Annotated in this window: 17 protein-coding genes and 1 other annotated feature; all 17 genes read right to left on the bottom strand. The window is 36.0% G+C overall.

Annotation, left to right across the window (positions count from 1 at the left end):
• Nucleotides 1-94: 94 nt before the first annotated feature.
• A complete protein-coding gene (locus BAQ44_RS02840; RefSeq protein WP_063261269.1) occupies nucleotides 95-2,008 on the bottom strand; it encodes an ABC transporter permease in 1,914 nt (637 codons plus the stop codon).
• Nucleotides 2,009-2,057: 49 nt separating this feature from the next.
• Nucleotides 2,058-3,980 (bottom strand): ABC transporter permease, encoded by a 1,923-nt coding sequence (locus BAQ44_RS02835; protein ID WP_071720628.1) that lies wholly within the window; start codon nucleotides 3,978-3,980, stop codon nucleotides 2,058-2,060.
• Nucleotides 3,955-4,731: an ABC transporter ATP-binding protein gene (locus BAQ44_RS02830; protein WP_000114530.1), complete on the bottom strand. Its 777-nt coding sequence runs from the start codon at nucleotides 4,729-4,731 to the stop codon at nucleotides 3,955-3,957. Before BAQ44_RS02830 ends, BAQ44_RS02835 begins: the two co-directional genes overlap by 26 nt.
• A gap of 93 nt (nucleotides 4,732-4,824) precedes the next feature.
• Nucleotides 4,825-5,907, bottom strand: coding sequence for a HAMP domain-containing histidine kinase (locus tag BAQ44_RS02825; RefSeq protein WP_071720626.1), 1,083 nt, complete (start codon nucleotides 5,905-5,907; stop codon nucleotides 4,825-4,827).
• Nucleotides 5,897-6,604: a response regulator transcription factor gene (locus BAQ44_RS02820; protein WP_063261314.1), complete on the bottom strand. Its 708-nt coding sequence runs from the start codon at nucleotides 6,602-6,604 to the stop codon at nucleotides 5,897-5,899. The genes BAQ44_RS02825 and BAQ44_RS02820 overlap by 11 nt, the downstream gene beginning before the upstream one ends.
• Before the next feature lie 137 nt (nucleotides 6,605-6,741).
• Complete coding sequence (obgE, locus tag BAQ44_RS02815) at nucleotides 6,742-8,028, bottom strand: GTPase ObgE (RefSeq protein ID WP_000497121.1); 1,287 nt, start codon at nucleotides 8,026-8,028, stop codon at nucleotides 6,742-6,744.
• Nucleotides 8,028-8,576, bottom strand: a complete 549-nt coding sequence (locus tag BAQ44_RS02810; RefSeq protein WP_071720624.1) for a sporulation initiation phosphotransferase B — start codon at nucleotides 8,574-8,576, stop codon at nucleotides 8,028-8,030. The genes obgE and BAQ44_RS02810 overlap by 1 nt, the downstream gene beginning before the upstream one ends.
• A 63-nt stretch (nucleotides 8,577-8,639) precedes the next feature.
• A complete protein-coding gene (gene rpmA, locus BAQ44_RS02805) occupies nucleotides 8,640-8,930 on the bottom strand; it encodes a 50S ribosomal protein L27 (RefSeq protein ID WP_000944957.1) in 291 nt (96 codons plus the stop codon).
• A 3-nt stretch (nucleotides 8,931-8,933) separates the two neighbouring features.
• The gene (locus tag BAQ44_RS02800) at nucleotides 8,934-9,278 is read right to left on the bottom strand and encodes a ribosomal-processing cysteine protease Prp (RefSeq protein ID WP_061677162.1); all 345 of its coding nucleotides are present in this window, start codon (nucleotides 9,276-9,278) and stop codon (nucleotides 8,934-8,936) included.
• Nucleotides 9,279-9,289: 11 nt separating this feature from the next.
• Entirely contained in the window at nucleotides 9,290-9,598 is a 309-nt protein-coding gene (rplU, locus tag BAQ44_RS02795) for a 50S ribosomal protein L21 (protein ID WP_000270907.1), read from the bottom strand.
• A gap of 14 nt (nucleotides 9,599-9,612) precedes the next feature.
• Nucleotides 9,613-9,690: a sequence feature (ribosomal protein L21 leader region), on the bottom strand.
• Nucleotides 9,691-9,767: 77 nt separating this feature from the next.
• On the bottom strand, nucleotides 9,768-11,156 hold the full coding sequence (locus BAQ44_RS02790) for an Rne/Rng family ribonuclease (protein ID WP_071720622.1): 1,389 nt from the start codon (nucleotides 11,154-11,156) through the stop codon (nucleotides 9,768-9,770).
• 67 nt (nucleotides 11,157-11,223) lie between these two features.
• Nucleotides 11,224-12,084: a stage IV sporulation intramembrane metalloprotease SpoIVFB gene (gene spoIVFB, locus BAQ44_RS02785; protein ID WP_063261274.1), complete on the bottom strand. Its 861-nt coding sequence runs from the start codon at nucleotides 12,082-12,084 to the stop codon at nucleotides 11,224-11,226.
• On the bottom strand, nucleotides 12,077-12,823 hold the full coding sequence (gene spoIVFA, locus BAQ44_RS02780; RefSeq protein WP_063261275.1) for a stage IV sporulation protein SpoIVFA: 747 nt from the start codon (nucleotides 12,821-12,823) through the stop codon (nucleotides 12,077-12,079). The genes spoIVFB and spoIVFA overlap by 8 nt, the downstream gene beginning before the upstream one ends.
• 133 nt (nucleotides 12,824-12,956) lie before the next feature.
• Nucleotides 12,957-13,754, bottom strand: coding sequence for a septum site-determining protein MinD (gene minD / locus BAQ44_RS02775; protein ID WP_000503310.1), 798 nt, complete (start codon nucleotides 13,752-13,754; stop codon nucleotides 12,957-12,959).
• A 2-nt stretch (nucleotides 13,755-13,756) separates the two neighbouring features.
• Nucleotides 13,757-14,443, bottom strand: coding sequence for a septum site-determining protein MinC (gene minC / locus BAQ44_RS02770; protein ID WP_000391511.1), 687 nt, complete (start codon nucleotides 14,441-14,443; stop codon nucleotides 13,757-13,759).
• A 35-nt stretch (nucleotides 14,444-14,478) separates the two neighbouring features.
• Complete coding sequence (gene mreD, locus BAQ44_RS02765; protein ID WP_061677153.1) at nucleotides 14,479-15,024, bottom strand: rod shape-determining protein MreD; 546 nt, start codon at nucleotides 15,022-15,024, stop codon at nucleotides 14,479-14,481.
• Nucleotides 15,025-15,038: 14 nt separating this feature from the next.
• Nucleotides 15,039-15,890 (bottom strand): rod shape-determining protein MreC, encoded by an 852-nt coding sequence (gene mreC, locus BAQ44_RS02760; protein ID WP_061677151.1) that lies wholly within the window; start codon nucleotides 15,888-15,890, stop codon nucleotides 15,039-15,041.
• Nucleotides 15,891-15,905 lie beyond the last annotated feature (15 nt).

Here is a 15,905-nt window from a genome sequence, read left to right as displayed (position 1 = left end):
TCTTTTCCCCTCTTTTTCATTTTCTTACTGTTATACCATACTTTTTTATATTCTTCTATGTAAATTTCGAATATTAAAAAAAGACTAGCATTTGCTAGTCTAAATGTTTCCTATATTCTCTTTGAGCGAAAAAGAAATACATGATGCATGCAGCGATATAAAATAGAATAAACAAGCCTACTTTTCTTAATGAGCCATCCATAAAGAGCGTATTATGAAACGTATATAACGCAACTGCACTATGCATACTCCCTACTATAATTGGCGCAAAAAATAGCATACACAATTGCCAGCGAGAAATCTTCCATACTTCTTCCTTCGTCATTCCCAGTTTAGAGAGTGCCCCGTACTGCTTTCTATCCGATGAAATATTATGAAACCATTTAAAATATACGATACTACATGATGTAAGGAAAAATAATATACTAATGAATGAGCCTATAAATAGAGTAATATTGCCGAACTCTTTCATATTCACATATAACTCCATATTACTTCGAAATGCGTTATTATCATCTTGTTTCATATGTTTCCGTAAATCTTCATTTAATTTTTTCGTATTTTCGATATTTGATAATGTGTATCCTCGATACATCATTTTTTCAGAATCAGGAATCTTATTTGCTATACTGTCAAAATCTTCATCATTCATAACGAAAAACAAACCGTTAATGTGCGCGAGATGATAATTAAATTGCGCCCCTTCTTTCTGACCGTTAAATACGAATTGATACGTTTGATTCATTACTTGTAATTGAATCTCTGTTTGATTATATACATTCGGATACTTACTTTTATTATAATAAACAAGTGTAACTGTTCCTTTTTTCGGATGATACGTTTTCTGTTTTTGTTTTCTTGCCTCCTGATTGTATTCACTTTCTTTAATGAGTGGCGCTACTTCTGTTTCTCCTTTATTGGACTGAAAAGATGCATACACTCCAACAAAACTCATAGTTTGAAAATCATCATACCCATATTGGTGCAATAATTTTTCAACCGTACCTTCCTCAAAGACTTCATGGGTAGAAATACCTTTTTCTATGTATGAAAATGAGTGTGCGCCCCCATCCCGCCACATATCTTGCATGCTAGAAAAATATAAGAACACCGTACCTGTTGCCGTAACTACAAATGTCGTTGCCATAGAAAGCATAAAGAAAAAGCGACCATTTTCCTTCATTCGATGTGACAATTGATTCACTATAAATAAATACGGATATGTATACATAATCTTTTTATTTCGTTTTATCATTTCTAATATTTGAGCAGTTCCGTGTGTAAAAGAAAAATACGTTCCGAAAAAGACAAGTATAGACACAGGGAAAAAATAGAATGCTATCGTTGGCATCGTCGCCTGTAACGCTAACGTATACCCTATCCCTAAACAAATAAAACCGAATATACAAAGCCACATTGATGGTTTCTTCTCTTTTTTATCAGTTCGAAATTCTTTCAATAACCGAATGATTTTTATATTCCATATACGTAAAGCACTGATAAAAGATAACAGAATAAAAACAACCATATATGTAATAAACGTTACCCCAATCGCTTTCACGTCAAATATGACAGGGAGTTCTTTTGGAAGACGCATTAGCATGCTAAACACCATAAAAAAGAGTTTCAAAAAGATCATGCCAATCCCTATACCGAAAATATTAGCAAATACCCCGATCAATATTTGCTCGGTCATAATCACTCCTATTACGTTAGATTTCGTTGCTCCCATTAACATATATAATCCTAATTCTTTCTTACGTGCCTCTATGAAAATAGAAGTAGCATACAAAATAAATATGACGAAAAAAGAAATGATTATAACATTACATATGATAAGTCCCCAGCGTACGTTTTGATACCACATCGTCTCCTGCATATACGGATGTACAATGACAGACATATATGCAAAAGACGCAAATATTGCGAAACAACTACTTAAGAAAAACACTTTATAATTACGCCAATTTCCTTTTATATTTTGTAGCGCTAGTTGCCGAATGTTCATCTATCGTCCTCCTATAACTTACTACATAGGCAAAAAGCTAGAGGTTTCTCTAGCTTTGCACGTGTTTCAAATATCCTCTTTGTGCAATCATAAAGTAAATCGCAGAAGCTACAATGTATGCCCCAATTACAATCGCACCTGATTTCCATAAATCGAGATAAAGCATTTTCCCTAACGTATGAAGAGCAAATCCACTATGAATGGCACCGATTAAAATTGGGATAAAGAAGATAACACCCATTTGTCGAATTGCAATTTTACGTATTTCTTTATCTGTCATACCGATTCTCTTTAACGACTTAAATTGAATACGATCTTGTTCTTTATCGTTAAACCATTTAAAGTATGTCATACTACAAGCGAAGAAGAAGAACAGTACAGCTACAAAGAAACCGATGAACATTGTAATTGCTCCACCTTCTCTTATATCTTTATAAGCAAACACTGAGTTTCTCAATTCACCTTGCTTTTCTGGTGCAATTTCCTTTTTCAAATCTAACACAAGATCTTCGGTACTTTTCCAATCTTCTATATAATAACCGTAATATTTCGTCTTTTCTTCATCTGGTACGAGCTTTGCGTATTTCTCAAAATCTTGATCATTCACAATGAGATATTCACTATCATTAAAAACAGAAAATGAAGTTGGCTCATTTAATTGAACAGACTGCATTTGCCCATTCACTTTAAATTCATATGGTTTCGCAAGATCTATCTTCATCATATCTTTCGCCATATCCATTATGACCATCGTTGTACTACCTGGTGCATTATGAACTTCTCTAACTTGCTCTCTCTTTTGTTTACGTACTTCAGCGTTATATTCTTTTTCTGAAACAATCGCCATTGGTACTTCATGTTCACCGTTAAACATCGTGATTTTTTGAGTTCCAGGGAGTTTTACGTACGTTACTTCTCGCGCTTCTTCAAATCCGTGTTTTTTTATTAATTCTTTTGTTTTTCCTTCTTTTATGACATTATGCGTATTTATTCCTTTTTCCTCATACGAAATAGCATGCGGGGTACTAGTTACTGCCTTATAACTCATATCCTCAAAGAATACGTATAGTGTACCAACTGCTGAAGATACAACGGCCGTAATGATAGAAATTACAAATAGAAAACGAGCATTATCTTTCATTTTATAAATCAGATTGCTAAGTACGAACATATTTGGATATGTATAAAAAGATTTTTTTCGTTTTTGTAACGCCTTTAATACGACTGTACTGCCTTGTGTAAACAGTAAATACGTTCCGCCTATCGTCAGCCCTACAATCGGTAAAAATAGAATGATAAAATTCATAAATGTCACTTGGAAACTAAGTACATATGCAACAATAATACATCCTATCCCCGCTATACATAACCATGTAAATGCAAAAGGTTCTACTTTTTGTTTTCTTGCTTCTCTTAATAAATCAATAATTTGCAAGCGTCCTACTGTCCAAACGCTAAACAATGATAAGATTAAAAATAGAATAAAGTATACACCCGCTGTAATCAAAACTGCTTTACTATTCCATACGAGTGGAAGTGTTTTATCTATTTTCAATATTACACTTAATGCTTGGAAAAATAATTTGGAACAAAGCATACCAAGCCCAATACCTACTACAATTGCAATACTACCTAACATAAGCTGCTCTAATATAATCATTCGTCCAAGTTGAGATTTTGTTCCGCCTATTAATGTTAGTAGACCAAACTCTTTTTTCCTTGCTCGTAAAAATGTTGAATTTGCATATAAAATAAAGAGTGCTGAGAAGATGACTACAATATAATTCATCGATTCTAGCCCTTTTGAGATCATATCCCTCATACTAATATTACCGCTTACGACATCTGGATGATAAATGAAGGAAGCATACATGAAAAATACTACGATTGATAAACAACTACTAATAAGAAAGGCTTTATAATTACGCCAATTCCCTTTTACGTTATTAAGCGCGAGCTGGCGAAAGTTCATGATATTCTCCTCCTAGCATCGCAAGTACGTCCAGAATTTCTTGGAAAAAGGCTTGTTTCGTTCTTCCTTTATGTATTTCTGAGAAAATTTCTCCGTCGCGAATGAATAGAATACGTTCGCAATAACTCGCCGCTACCGGATCATGCGTTACCATTGCAATTGTTACTTTCTTTTGTTCATGTAAGTCTTGCAACGCGCTCATTAATGATTTTGCTGACTTCGAATCTAAGTTTCCAGTTGGTTCATCCGCTAAAATTAACGTAGGCTCATGAATAATTGCTCTCGCTGCTGCTGCACGTTGTTGTTGTCCGCCTGATACTTCATATACTTTTTTATTTAAAATTTCTTCGATATTTAAAAACTTTGCAATCTCAAGCACCTTTGCATCGATTTCATTTACAGATTTCTTCGCCATGACAAGTGGTAAAATGATATTTTCTTTAATCGATAACGTATCAAGTAAGTTAAAATCTTGGAAAATGAACCCTAAATGTGTACGGCGAAACTCCGCTAATTTTGCAGCACGCATTTGATTAATTTCTTCGCCATTTACAAGCACATGACCTGAAGTTTGCTTATCAATTGTTGCTAATAAATTTAAAAGCGTTGTTTTCCCGCTTCCTGAAGGACCCATAATCCCTACAAATTCGCCTTCTTCTATTTTAAAATTTATATCATTTAAAGCAGTCGTCGCTACTGAACCTTTTGATTGGTACACCTTCGTTAATCCTTTTACTTCAAGAACACTCATTTCTAATCCCCCTATGTGTTTTCTTCTTACATTTACTATAAGAAAAATAAGAAATAGAAACGAGTGATTTCCCTTACAAAACGTTTTGTTATCTTACAGTTTTGTCATTTTTCTCATTAATGTATGATATTCTTCATCTTTTGCAAATTGGAACGTGAATGTTGTCCCTTCCCCTTCAGCCGATTGCACATAAATACCGTGGTGTAAATTATCACAAATTTCCTTTGTAATATATAAACCCATTCCAGTCGCTTCTCTCGTTTTGCGGCCATTTATTCCTGTAAAGAACGGATCAAATACTCGCTTTACATCTTGCTCTGGAATACCAATTCCATTGTCCTTAATATGTAGTAACACCTTTTGATCCTTCTCTTCAATTTGAAAATGAATTTCCTTTTTCTCTACTTCTGAAATTTTTGTATACTTAATTGCATTTACAACAATTTGTCCTATAGCAATACTGAGCCATTTTCTATCAGATGCAACCATACAAGTATCTTCATCAAACATTACTTTCGGAAATACAGACGATTGAATAAACGACTTTCTGTTTTCATTAATAATACCTCGAATAATATCTACTACATTTACTACTTCTACTTTATAATCTTTCGCAAACTGCTCTAACCTTGCCATATGTAACGCTAAATCTAAACCATTTAGTATACGGTTATTTTCTTCACGAATACTTTCAACTGTTGCTCTTGCTTCACGATGCTCTTTACCAAATTTCTGTAATAGTAATTCTATAACCGATACTGGTGTTTTCATTTGATGAATCCACTGGTTCATAAATATCATTTGCTGTTGTTCTTTCGCATGTTGTTTATGAATTTCATTCATATATTGCTGCCTTAATAGCGTAAACGATTCAACGACCATCTCTTGCTCTGACGTATAAGAAGTATCAATAAGTAAAGAATCGTGTAATGTATTTCCGCCGGCAACATATTTTTCAATTCTTTTTAAAAACACACTTCGTTTTCGATAATCGTAAATGAGGTATACAGTAAATACAACTGTCCCTAATAAAAGCCCATATAACCACGTACTCCAATCAATGGATCGCTTTTCTAAAAGACTTTGCAACTGCATTACAAGCCCAAATAAACAAAGGCTAACAATATAAGAAAGAAGTAAAGAAAAGCGGTCCACGAGGTAATTTTTAACCTTCATGCCCTTCGCCCCACTCTGTAAGAAGCGCATAACCATATCCACGTTTCGTTACAATTGCATTCTTAATGCCTAGCTCCTCTAGTTTCTTCCTTACGCGTTTTACATTAACGGTTAATGTATTATCATCAACAAAAGCTACCTCATCCCACAGGGCTTCTAACAGTTCTTCGCGCGTTACATATTGATTTGCTTGTTTCATTAAACACTCTAATAAGTAAAATTCATTTTTTGTCAGCTCCGTTTGTTGCCCCTGCCACTCAACAATGTGTTGTGACGGGAATAACAACAGTCCATTTACACCTAAACAATCACTCTCCGCAACAGAGGCATACTCACCATACCCACGGCGAAGTGCACTTTTCACCTTTGCCATTACGATATCTAAATGGAAAGGCTTCGTAATGTAATCATCACCGCCATTTTCGATCGCCATTACTTGATCCATTTCCCCTGTTCTTGCAGAAACAAAAATAATCGGCGCATTCGATACAGTACGAATTTGACGACACCAATAAAACCCATCAAAGTATGGTAAATTAATATCCAGTAATACGAGATGCGGATTTATTTTCACGAACTCATCTTTTATATGACGTAAATCACTTGCTCTAAATGATTGATACCCATACCTTTCTAAATGCTCCTCTAATATTCCCGCTATTTTTTCATCGTCTTCTACAATTAATATTTTATACATGTTCGTTTTCTCCCCATAAAAAAATTCTTCCAACACCACTCCTTGTTCTATTATAAATTGAAAATTTAATTAGTGGGTATTTTTTCCTATACGAATCAGACATTTACATAAAAAAAGACTGCCATATTTCGGCAGTCTTAGTCGATAAATTCAAATTCATATTCAAGAATTTTTACAATATCTCCATCTTTTGCACCACGTGCACGAAGCGCTTCATCAATACCCATTCCGCGCATTTGGCGAGCGAAACGACGTATAGATTCATCACGTGAGAAGTCTGTCATTTTGAATGTCTTCTCAATATCGTAACCAGAAATAACAAACGTGCCGTCACTTTCACGTGTAATTTCAAATTTAAGGCTTTCAGCATCAAATTTGTACATTACACTTGCTTCAGACTCTTCGACAACATCGTACATTGGGAATTCTGGTGTTGTTTCTAATAAGTTCGCTACTTCAAATAATAAGTCACGAACACCTTGTTTCGTTACAGCTGAGATTGGGAAGATTTTTACTTCGTCTCCCACTTTCTCTTTAAATGCTTGTAAGTTTTCTTCTGCATCTGGCATATCCATTTTGTTTGCAACAACAACTTGTGGACGCTCTGTTAAACGCATATTGTATTCTTTTAATTCATTATTGATTGTTACGTAATCTTCATATGGTTCACGGCCTTCTAAACCAGACATATCAATAACGTGTACGATTACACGTGTACGCTCAATATGACGTAAGAATTGGTGTCCAAGTCCGACGCCGGCATGTGCGCCTTCAATTAGTCCAGGAAGGTCAGCCATAACGAAGCTGCGGTTATCACCCGTTTCAACAACACCAAGATTTGGAACGATTGTTGTAAAGTGATACTCTGCAATTTTCGGACGCGCTGATGATACAACAGATAATAATGTAGATTTACCTACACTTGGGAATCCAACAAGTCCAACATCCGCTAGCACTTTAAGTTCTAGAATGACATCACGTTCTTGACCTGGTTCCCCGTTCTCAGCGATTTCAGGCGCTGGATTCGTTGCTGTTGCGAAACGTGAGTTACCACGGCCACCACGACCACCTCTTGCGATTACAGCTGTTTGCTCATGCGTTACTAAATCGGCAAGAATTTGTCCTGTTTTTTCATCTTTTACTATTGTTCCTGGTGGAACCTTTACAATTAAATCTTCAGATTTACGACCGTGCTGACCTTTACTCATTCCGTGCTGACCACGATCAGCTTTGAAATGACGTTGGTAGCGGAAATCCATTAATGTACGTAAGCCTTCCTCAACAACGAAAACAACATCTGCACCTTTACCACCGTCGCCACCTGCTGGGCCACCTTTAGGTACATATTTCTCACGACGATACGCAACCATTCCGTTACCACCGTCGCCACCTTTTACATATATCTTGACCTGATCTACAAACATTATTTCACCACACTTTTTTCAATTGGTTGTAATATAACTGAGACTTCTTCGTCTCGTACTGTATAAGAAATGGAATACCATTTATTGTTTTGGGTCGCAAGCCAATTCTGTAGTTCTTCTACACTCGTTAGCTTACCACGAAAATCAAAAAAGAAACGAGCATTCTCCGCGTCACATTCAATTGTGATACAAACATAATTTTCAACATATACGTCTAAACTATGCTGAAGCATTGAGAAAAATTGATTCGTCCATGTACATACAGTCTCATCTAAGTGAGATAAGTTATGTAATTTCCCTAATACTTCGTACTCCAATAAGCACGGCTGCTGTTTCCAATTATATGTTAAAATCCACTCTGAAAATAAAGGCATTGATAGCCCTATCAGATTGGATTCTTGTCTCGCTTCTTGGACAAAACGATCGATGAGACTATGAATCTCTTCCACTTTTCCAAGGGAAAGGTTTCCTTTCACCATCTGCATACGATTGAGCCAATCATGTCTTGAATGGCGCAATGCATCTATAATTGTCCATTTTTTATTCATTTAGATACCCCTTAATATAGAAAAACTCTAACCTGCACTCAGGTTAGAGTTTTCCGTGAGTTCTTATGCTTCTTGAGCAACAGGATATACGCTCACTTGTTTGCGGTCACGGCCAAGACGCTCAAAGCGTACTACGCCGTCAACTTTCGCGTATAAAGTGTCATCGCCACCACGACCAACGTTAACACCTGGATAAATTTTTGTACCGCGTTGACGGTAAAGAATTGAACCACCTGAAACCGTTTGACCATCTGCGCGTTTAGCACCAAGACGTTTTGACTGAGAGTCACGACCGTTCTTTGTACTACCTACACCTTTCTTAGATGCGAAAAACTGAAGATCTAATCTTAACATACGTTACACCTCCTGCACTTTTTCTATTAAACGGATATACTTTCCGTAATCAAGTTCGATCGTCTTAAGCGAAACAACCAATCCTTCTAAAAGCGTTTGTGCTTTTTCTGCTGCATGAACGTCTAAATCATTAGGCAATTCATACGTTAAGAATCCGCCATCACTTCCGAGTTCAATAGTTGCCTGCACATTACAAAGTTCTTCCACTGCATTTATAGAACCAAACACAACCGCTGTAGTTCCAGCACAGACAAGGTCTTGTCCATGTGGCGCATAATTGGCATGTCCAGTCATTTTAAATGATTGGATACTTCCTAATTTCGTGCGACTTATCGTAATTTTAATCATGTTAACCTGGATTAAGCGTTGATAGCTTCAACAACTAGCTTAGTGTAAGGTTGACGATGACCTTGTTTCTTACGATTGTTCTTTTTCGCTTTGTATTTGAAAACGATGATTTTCTTAGCGCGACCTTGTTTTTCAACTTTCGCAGTAACTGTTGCACCTTCTACAACTGGGCTACCAACTTTAACGTTTTCGCCACCAACGAAAAGAACTTTGTCAAAAGTAACAGTTTCACCAGCTTCAACATCTAATTTTTCAATGTAGATTGCTTGACCAGCTTCAACTTTAATTTGTTTTCCACCTGTTTCGATAATTGCGTACATACTTGCACCTCCTCTTAATTACTAAGACTCGCCAAAAACGAGGTAGACATAAATGTCTTTAGGGAACCTGTTTTGTGCGGTTGTAGCATATAGCCGTTTAGGTGCTATAAACTATAACATAAAGATGTTATCATGAATCATAGACGGTTGTCAATAAATGTTCTGCTAACTATTTTTTCCGTTCTACAATTTCTTTTTTGCTTCCAAAACGGATAATGGCGTACTTTTCGATCATATCATCTTTGAAATAAATTTCAAATGGAATATTTTTTTGTAATTCTTTTTGCAAAAATTGTTTTTGTAATTCTTTAGGTGCAGCGATTAATACTGCCTCATCCTCTATATCGCCATATGTAATTAGCTCTCTCTCTAACTCGTACGCAATTGTTTCATATGACATTACATATCCCGTTGCTTTGCACGGTACACACTCTTCTAGCAATACGTCGCGTAAAGAATGTTTCTTACGTTTACGTGTCATCTCCAAAATCCCTAACTCTGTAAAACCGAGCACCCTTGTATATGTGCGATCATTTTGCATAGCAGCCATGAGACATTCTTTTACCTTTTCTTTATCTTCTCTTCTTTTCATATTAATAAAATCAATTAATATCATACCACCGATATCACGTAGTCTTAATTGACGTGCAATCTCTTCAGCTGCCGCCTCATTTGTACGAAGGACTGTATCTTGTAAATTTTGTTTTCCAGTAAACTTGCCCGTATTCACATCAATTACAGTCATCGTCTCCATTTGTTCCACAATTAAATAAGCACCATTCGGGAGCCACACAATTTTTTGAAGTGCTTTCTCAATCTCACGCTCTATTCCAAAATAGTTAAACATTGAAGATTTTTCATTATAAAAAGATACTTTTTCTTTTCCTACTTTTTCTTCTAATTCTTTCACTATACTTCTTGTATCTACAACTACTTTTTCAATCGTTTCAATTGGATTCTCTTGAAATACACGATCTAAAAAGGTGGCCGGTCGATGAAGTAGCAACGGTGCCTTTCCTTGACCCTCTTTTCTTTTTAACTCTTCATATAACTGCTGTAACCTTTGCATTTCAGCTTGTATTTCTTCAATTTCTCCTTTTTCAGAAGCAGAGCGGAAAATGTACCCTCCTGTCCCTTCTACCTCAATTTGGAGTAGCTGTTGCCTTTTTTTATTATTTTTTATCTTTCGAGAAACTGCACGCATTTCATCATATGGCATATAAACGACATATTTCCCGGTAAATTCTATGTTTGCTGTCAATTTCGGCCCTTTCGTATCAATTGCCTCTTTCACAACTTGTACGAGTACCGCTTGCCCTTCATGTATACGATAGGAAGATGGTACATCATCATATGAAAGGTACGCATGTTTTTCTAAACCGATGTTTACAAATGCTGCGTTCATTCCAGCGATTGTTCTTACGATACGTCCGGCATAAATATGCCCAACAATCTCTTGTTCTTCATTTCGTTTCCATAAAAACTCAACAATTTTTTTTTTCTCTTCAATTGCAACGCGTTTTTCCGATCCTGCGTAGTTCATATATAACGTTTTCAAAATTCTTTCCTCACTTTATAATCTTCTTTGCTTTTACAATAATAAAAGGTTAGTGCTATCGTCAACACTAACCGATTAATTCTTCAACCGATGAAGTTGTTCGTTTTTCAGTAAAATACGCATAGAGTAATTCATTTTCATCCAATGTGTAATGTTCTTTATATTTTCCATGGACGATAATAGAGTGCTTATACCCTCTACGAAATTTTGTGAAGATCGTATATAAACGATCTTCTGATTGCACTTCAATAGGTGCAATCTTTTCAATTCCTCTTTTGTTCCCATAATAACGTTCTAATAAAAAACGCATAAAGGCATACTGTTTTTGTTTCCACTCTTGATATAACGACACCGCTAAAAATATGAGTAGTACCCACATCATAATATTGTTACTATTCCAAAGTAACTGCCATATTAGTATTACACTAAAAAAAACACATGATAATTTCATCATCTTTTCATGTGCTTGTAAATAAGGAAAACGATATGATAATACGTTAAACAATACTTTCCCGCCATCAAGCGGCCAAATAGGCAGTAAATTAAATGCTAAAATAATTATATTATTCCACATAAAGAAATAATATAAATCCGCACCAAGCCAACCAGCTTCAAACACTATATAACCTACCGCCATCATCCAAATATGTTGTATAGGTCCTGCAATTACGACAACGAGTTCCTCTTTCAATGACTTATTCCCATGTTCCTCAAGCTCAGCCACACCACCAAACGGTAAAAGTTGAATCTTTTTAATACGCCAATTGTAGTGTGCCGCCGCAAAGGCATGCCCAAGTTCATGGATAAGAACGATACAAAATAACAGTAGTAACTCTTTAAAACGCGCTGTAAAAATACCAATGACAATAATAACCCAAAACAACGGATGCACTGAAATCTTCGTTAAAACTTCTCTATATTTAATCAAATGAAATCACCTGAATCGGGTCAATAAATTTTTCATTCTTTTTTATCGCGAAATAAAACTTACCATTTTTATTATCTGCATCATTATTCACCGTTCCAATTTTTTGTTTCTTTGAAACGTAATCATATAATTTCACTGACATGTCATTTAAATTCGCATACCACGATTCCGTTCCATCTGCATGCTGAATTTGAACTGTATTACCAAGTTCCTCTTTCTTTCCTGCAAAAACAACTAGCCCTTCATTCACTGACTCAACCGTTGCATTTGTAGCTGTTTGAACAAATACACCTTGGCCATTTTTTTGAAACCCTTGCATTACCTTTCCGGAAGCAGGAATTGCATAATCTTTTTGCTGAATGGTTCCTTCTTTTTTCTCAGTAGGTGAATAAAATACGAGCGGTTTTCCAAACTGCTTTTCGTACCATTTCGCTACAGTAGCAAACTGAAATTCTTCTTTCATCACTTTCTCTGTAACAGCTTTAGCACTATCGAAAGAAGAGGGTGCATTCTTATATAAAATAGCGATAGAAAGAACTAATATTGCTGATAACAAAACTTTGAAGAAAAATACTTCTTTTCGAAATAAAGGATGAATTTCTTTTTCTCCATCTTCAATAAATACTGTTTCACTATCAAAATTCCCTCCAGCAAAATATTGCTCTTCCTCCATCCTTTCTTGCTCTGCCTTCCTTTTCGCAATCCGTTTTTTAATTTCTTCTACACGTTTATTCTTCATACTGTCTCCTTTCTTTCTTTAAGCTAATTAAAATAGAAACAGTTGTATACAGTTTGTACATATGTATGAGCTAAGAAAGAAAGATATTCGTGTGAAGAAAAAAGAAAGCACTTCGCATATGCGCGAAGTGCTTTTAACGGATTCCAAAGAAGTTTTTCATCTTTGTAAATACCGATACCTTTTCTTGTTCAAACGCTTGCAATGGTACATTCTCACCCAACAAGCGTCTTGCAATATTACGATAAGCTAACGCTGCTTTTCCGCTCGGTTGCAACGCTACAGGTTCACCTGTATTTGTAGCACGAATAACTTCATCATCATCCTCGACAACACCAAGAAGCTCGATTGACAATGTACGTACGATTTCATCAACATCTAACATATCCTGCTCATGAAGCATATGACTACGCACACGATTAATAACAAGTTTTGGTGGTTCAATATCCTCTTTTTCTAAAAGCCCGATAATACGATCTGCATCGCGCATTGAGGATACTTCTGGCGTCGTAACAACGATTGCTTTATCCGCACCAGCTACCGCGTTTTTAAATCCCTGCTCAATCCCCGCAGGACAATCAATTAATATGTAATCATAATCTTGTCGTAATACTTGTATTAATTCATCCATTTGTTCAGGTGTTACCGCTGATTTATCACTCGTTTGTGCTGCAGGTAATAAATAAAGATCATCAAAACGCTTATCTTTAATAAGCGCCTGAGGTAAACGGCAACGCCCTTCAACGACATCAACAAGATCAAATACAATACGATTTTCCAGCCCCATTACTACGTCTAAGTTTCGAAGACCGATATCTGTGTCAATTAAGCACACTTTCTTTCCAGATAACGCTAGGGCTGTACCAATGTTCGCAGACGTTGTAGTTTTACCTACTCCGCCTTTTCCAGATGTAATTACTATTGCCTCTCCCACAGCTATACAATTCCCCTTTCTAACTTTGTTAAATTAGGTCTAAGATGAGTGAGAAGTTGCAGTCGATCGACAACAATGTGATTGTTCTCATTAATATACGCACATTCTGCCGCCTCCGCTCCGTCTTCTTTCTCTTCCGGAGCCCGCATTGCCACATCACTAATTCGAAGTTGCATCGGGTTCATATCAGATGCAGCGATTACAGCATCCGAATCCCCATAATACCCAGCATGTGCAATTCCTCTTAATGATCCTACGACAAAAATATTCCCCCCAGCGATAACCGTTCCGCCTGGATTAACATCTCCAATTAACAATAAATTTCCTTTTACATGTAAAACTTGTCCAGAGCGAACAATTTTGGAAATAGGGACAATTTCTGTTTCTTCTTTCCAAGCTATTGCTTCTGCTTTCGTTATAACATCACTTTCAATTGAATCCACAACAAGATTCTTTTTATTACGAATTAACGTACGAATCTCTTCTTGTTGGACTTCTGTTAAATAACGATTTCCCACTTTCACATGCACTTCAATTAAAGAGCGCCCATCACCATCATAGTAATGTGTAGAAAGCTTTTCATCCAATTCCTCTAGTAATTCAGAGAATGAACAACAATCATCTAAATGAAGCGTTATTCCGTCTTTTGTCCCTTTTATTGTTACATTTTGTTGCTTTTTTTCTTCCACTAAAGTTCACCCCACCGATTCAATTCGACATAAAATTAGAAAATCCTTTTTTCTTTTTCTTCCATCGCTTTTGAAAGACGCACTAAATATCGTCTCAGTGGGAAACAAACTATCAATAAGAAAATTGCATTTAGCAATACAGTAGACAGGAGACGATCTGTGAAAAAGACATACGCTGACATATGAGTACGTCCTAACAAAGTTAAAAATCCATACACATAATACTCTAGTGCTACAATACCAGCTAGTACAATAGAAGCAACAATAAATAAATTTGATTGTAATACCTTCATCACACTATAAACTAAATAAGCTAAAATCGGATACGCAAAAATATATATACCGACAAGTTCTGTGTATACGGTATCAAATAAGAAACCAAATAAGAGTCCGTAATAAATCCCTTGGACCGGACTATAGTACACAGTAATAAAACATAACACAATTATAAAGAAATGAGGTGCTGCTATACTGTCTTTCCAAAAAACCTCTGTTGGAACGATAGTTGCAAACATATTTTCAAATAGAAAAACAAAAAGGAGCAAAAGAGGAAGAGCTGCTCTTTTTAAAATCTTCATCATCTCTTCTCCCCCTCCTATTCTAATGGCGCTGAAGGCGTTGCACGTTTAGCAACCACAATATGCTCTACGTCATTCAAGTCAGCGGCCGGTTTTACATAAGCTGTTTGTGTTAAGCCGTATGGATCTGGCTGCACATCAACGATTGTCCCAATTACAAGACCTTTCGGGAAAATATCACCAAGTCCAGATGTTACAACTAATTGATCTTTCGCTACCTTAGCATCAGAGCCAATCTTTGTGAAAAGAAGTAAGTGCTTTTCTTTGTCGTAACCTTCAATCAATCCGAAGATTTTCTCATCACCTTGTACGATAGCAGAAACACGATTTGTTCGGCTCATAGAGCTTAGCAATTCTACTGATGATGTAAACTGAGATACACTTTTCACTCGTCCAACTAGACCTTGTGAAGTTACTACAGCCATATCTTTTTTAATTCCTTGCTGTGCTCCTTTATCAATTCCGATTAAATCGTACCATTTATCTGGATTACGAGAAACAACAGTAGCTGGAATTTCAGTATATTGGCTATTTAACTCTTTTTTACCCGTTAACTCTTGTAACTTCTTGTTATCATCTTCTAATTGTTTTACTTTCCCTGATAAACCTGCATAATTATCTAATTTTGCTTTTAATTCTTTATTCTCTTCATACGTGCGCTTTACATCCTCTACATTTTCGAAGAATCCAGCTACGTATTTCGCTGGCTTTTGGAATACACGTTCTACAACACCGACAGTGTCTTTAACAAACTGCTCTGGCCATGTTAAACTGTTCCGTTCTTTCAATGAGATTCCAATCAATGCCACGAGAAGAATAATACTAACTAACAAAACAATTAATCTTTTGTTTAAGAAAAACTGTGGCACGTTCACACCCTCTTA

Origin of the sequence: Bacillus mobilis, assembly GCF_001884045.1 — a bacterium.
Lineage (GTDB): Bacteria > Bacillota > Bacilli > Bacillales > Bacillaceae_G > Bacillus_A > Bacillus_A mobilis.
This window is presented reverse-complemented; position numbering and strand designations above follow the sequence as displayed.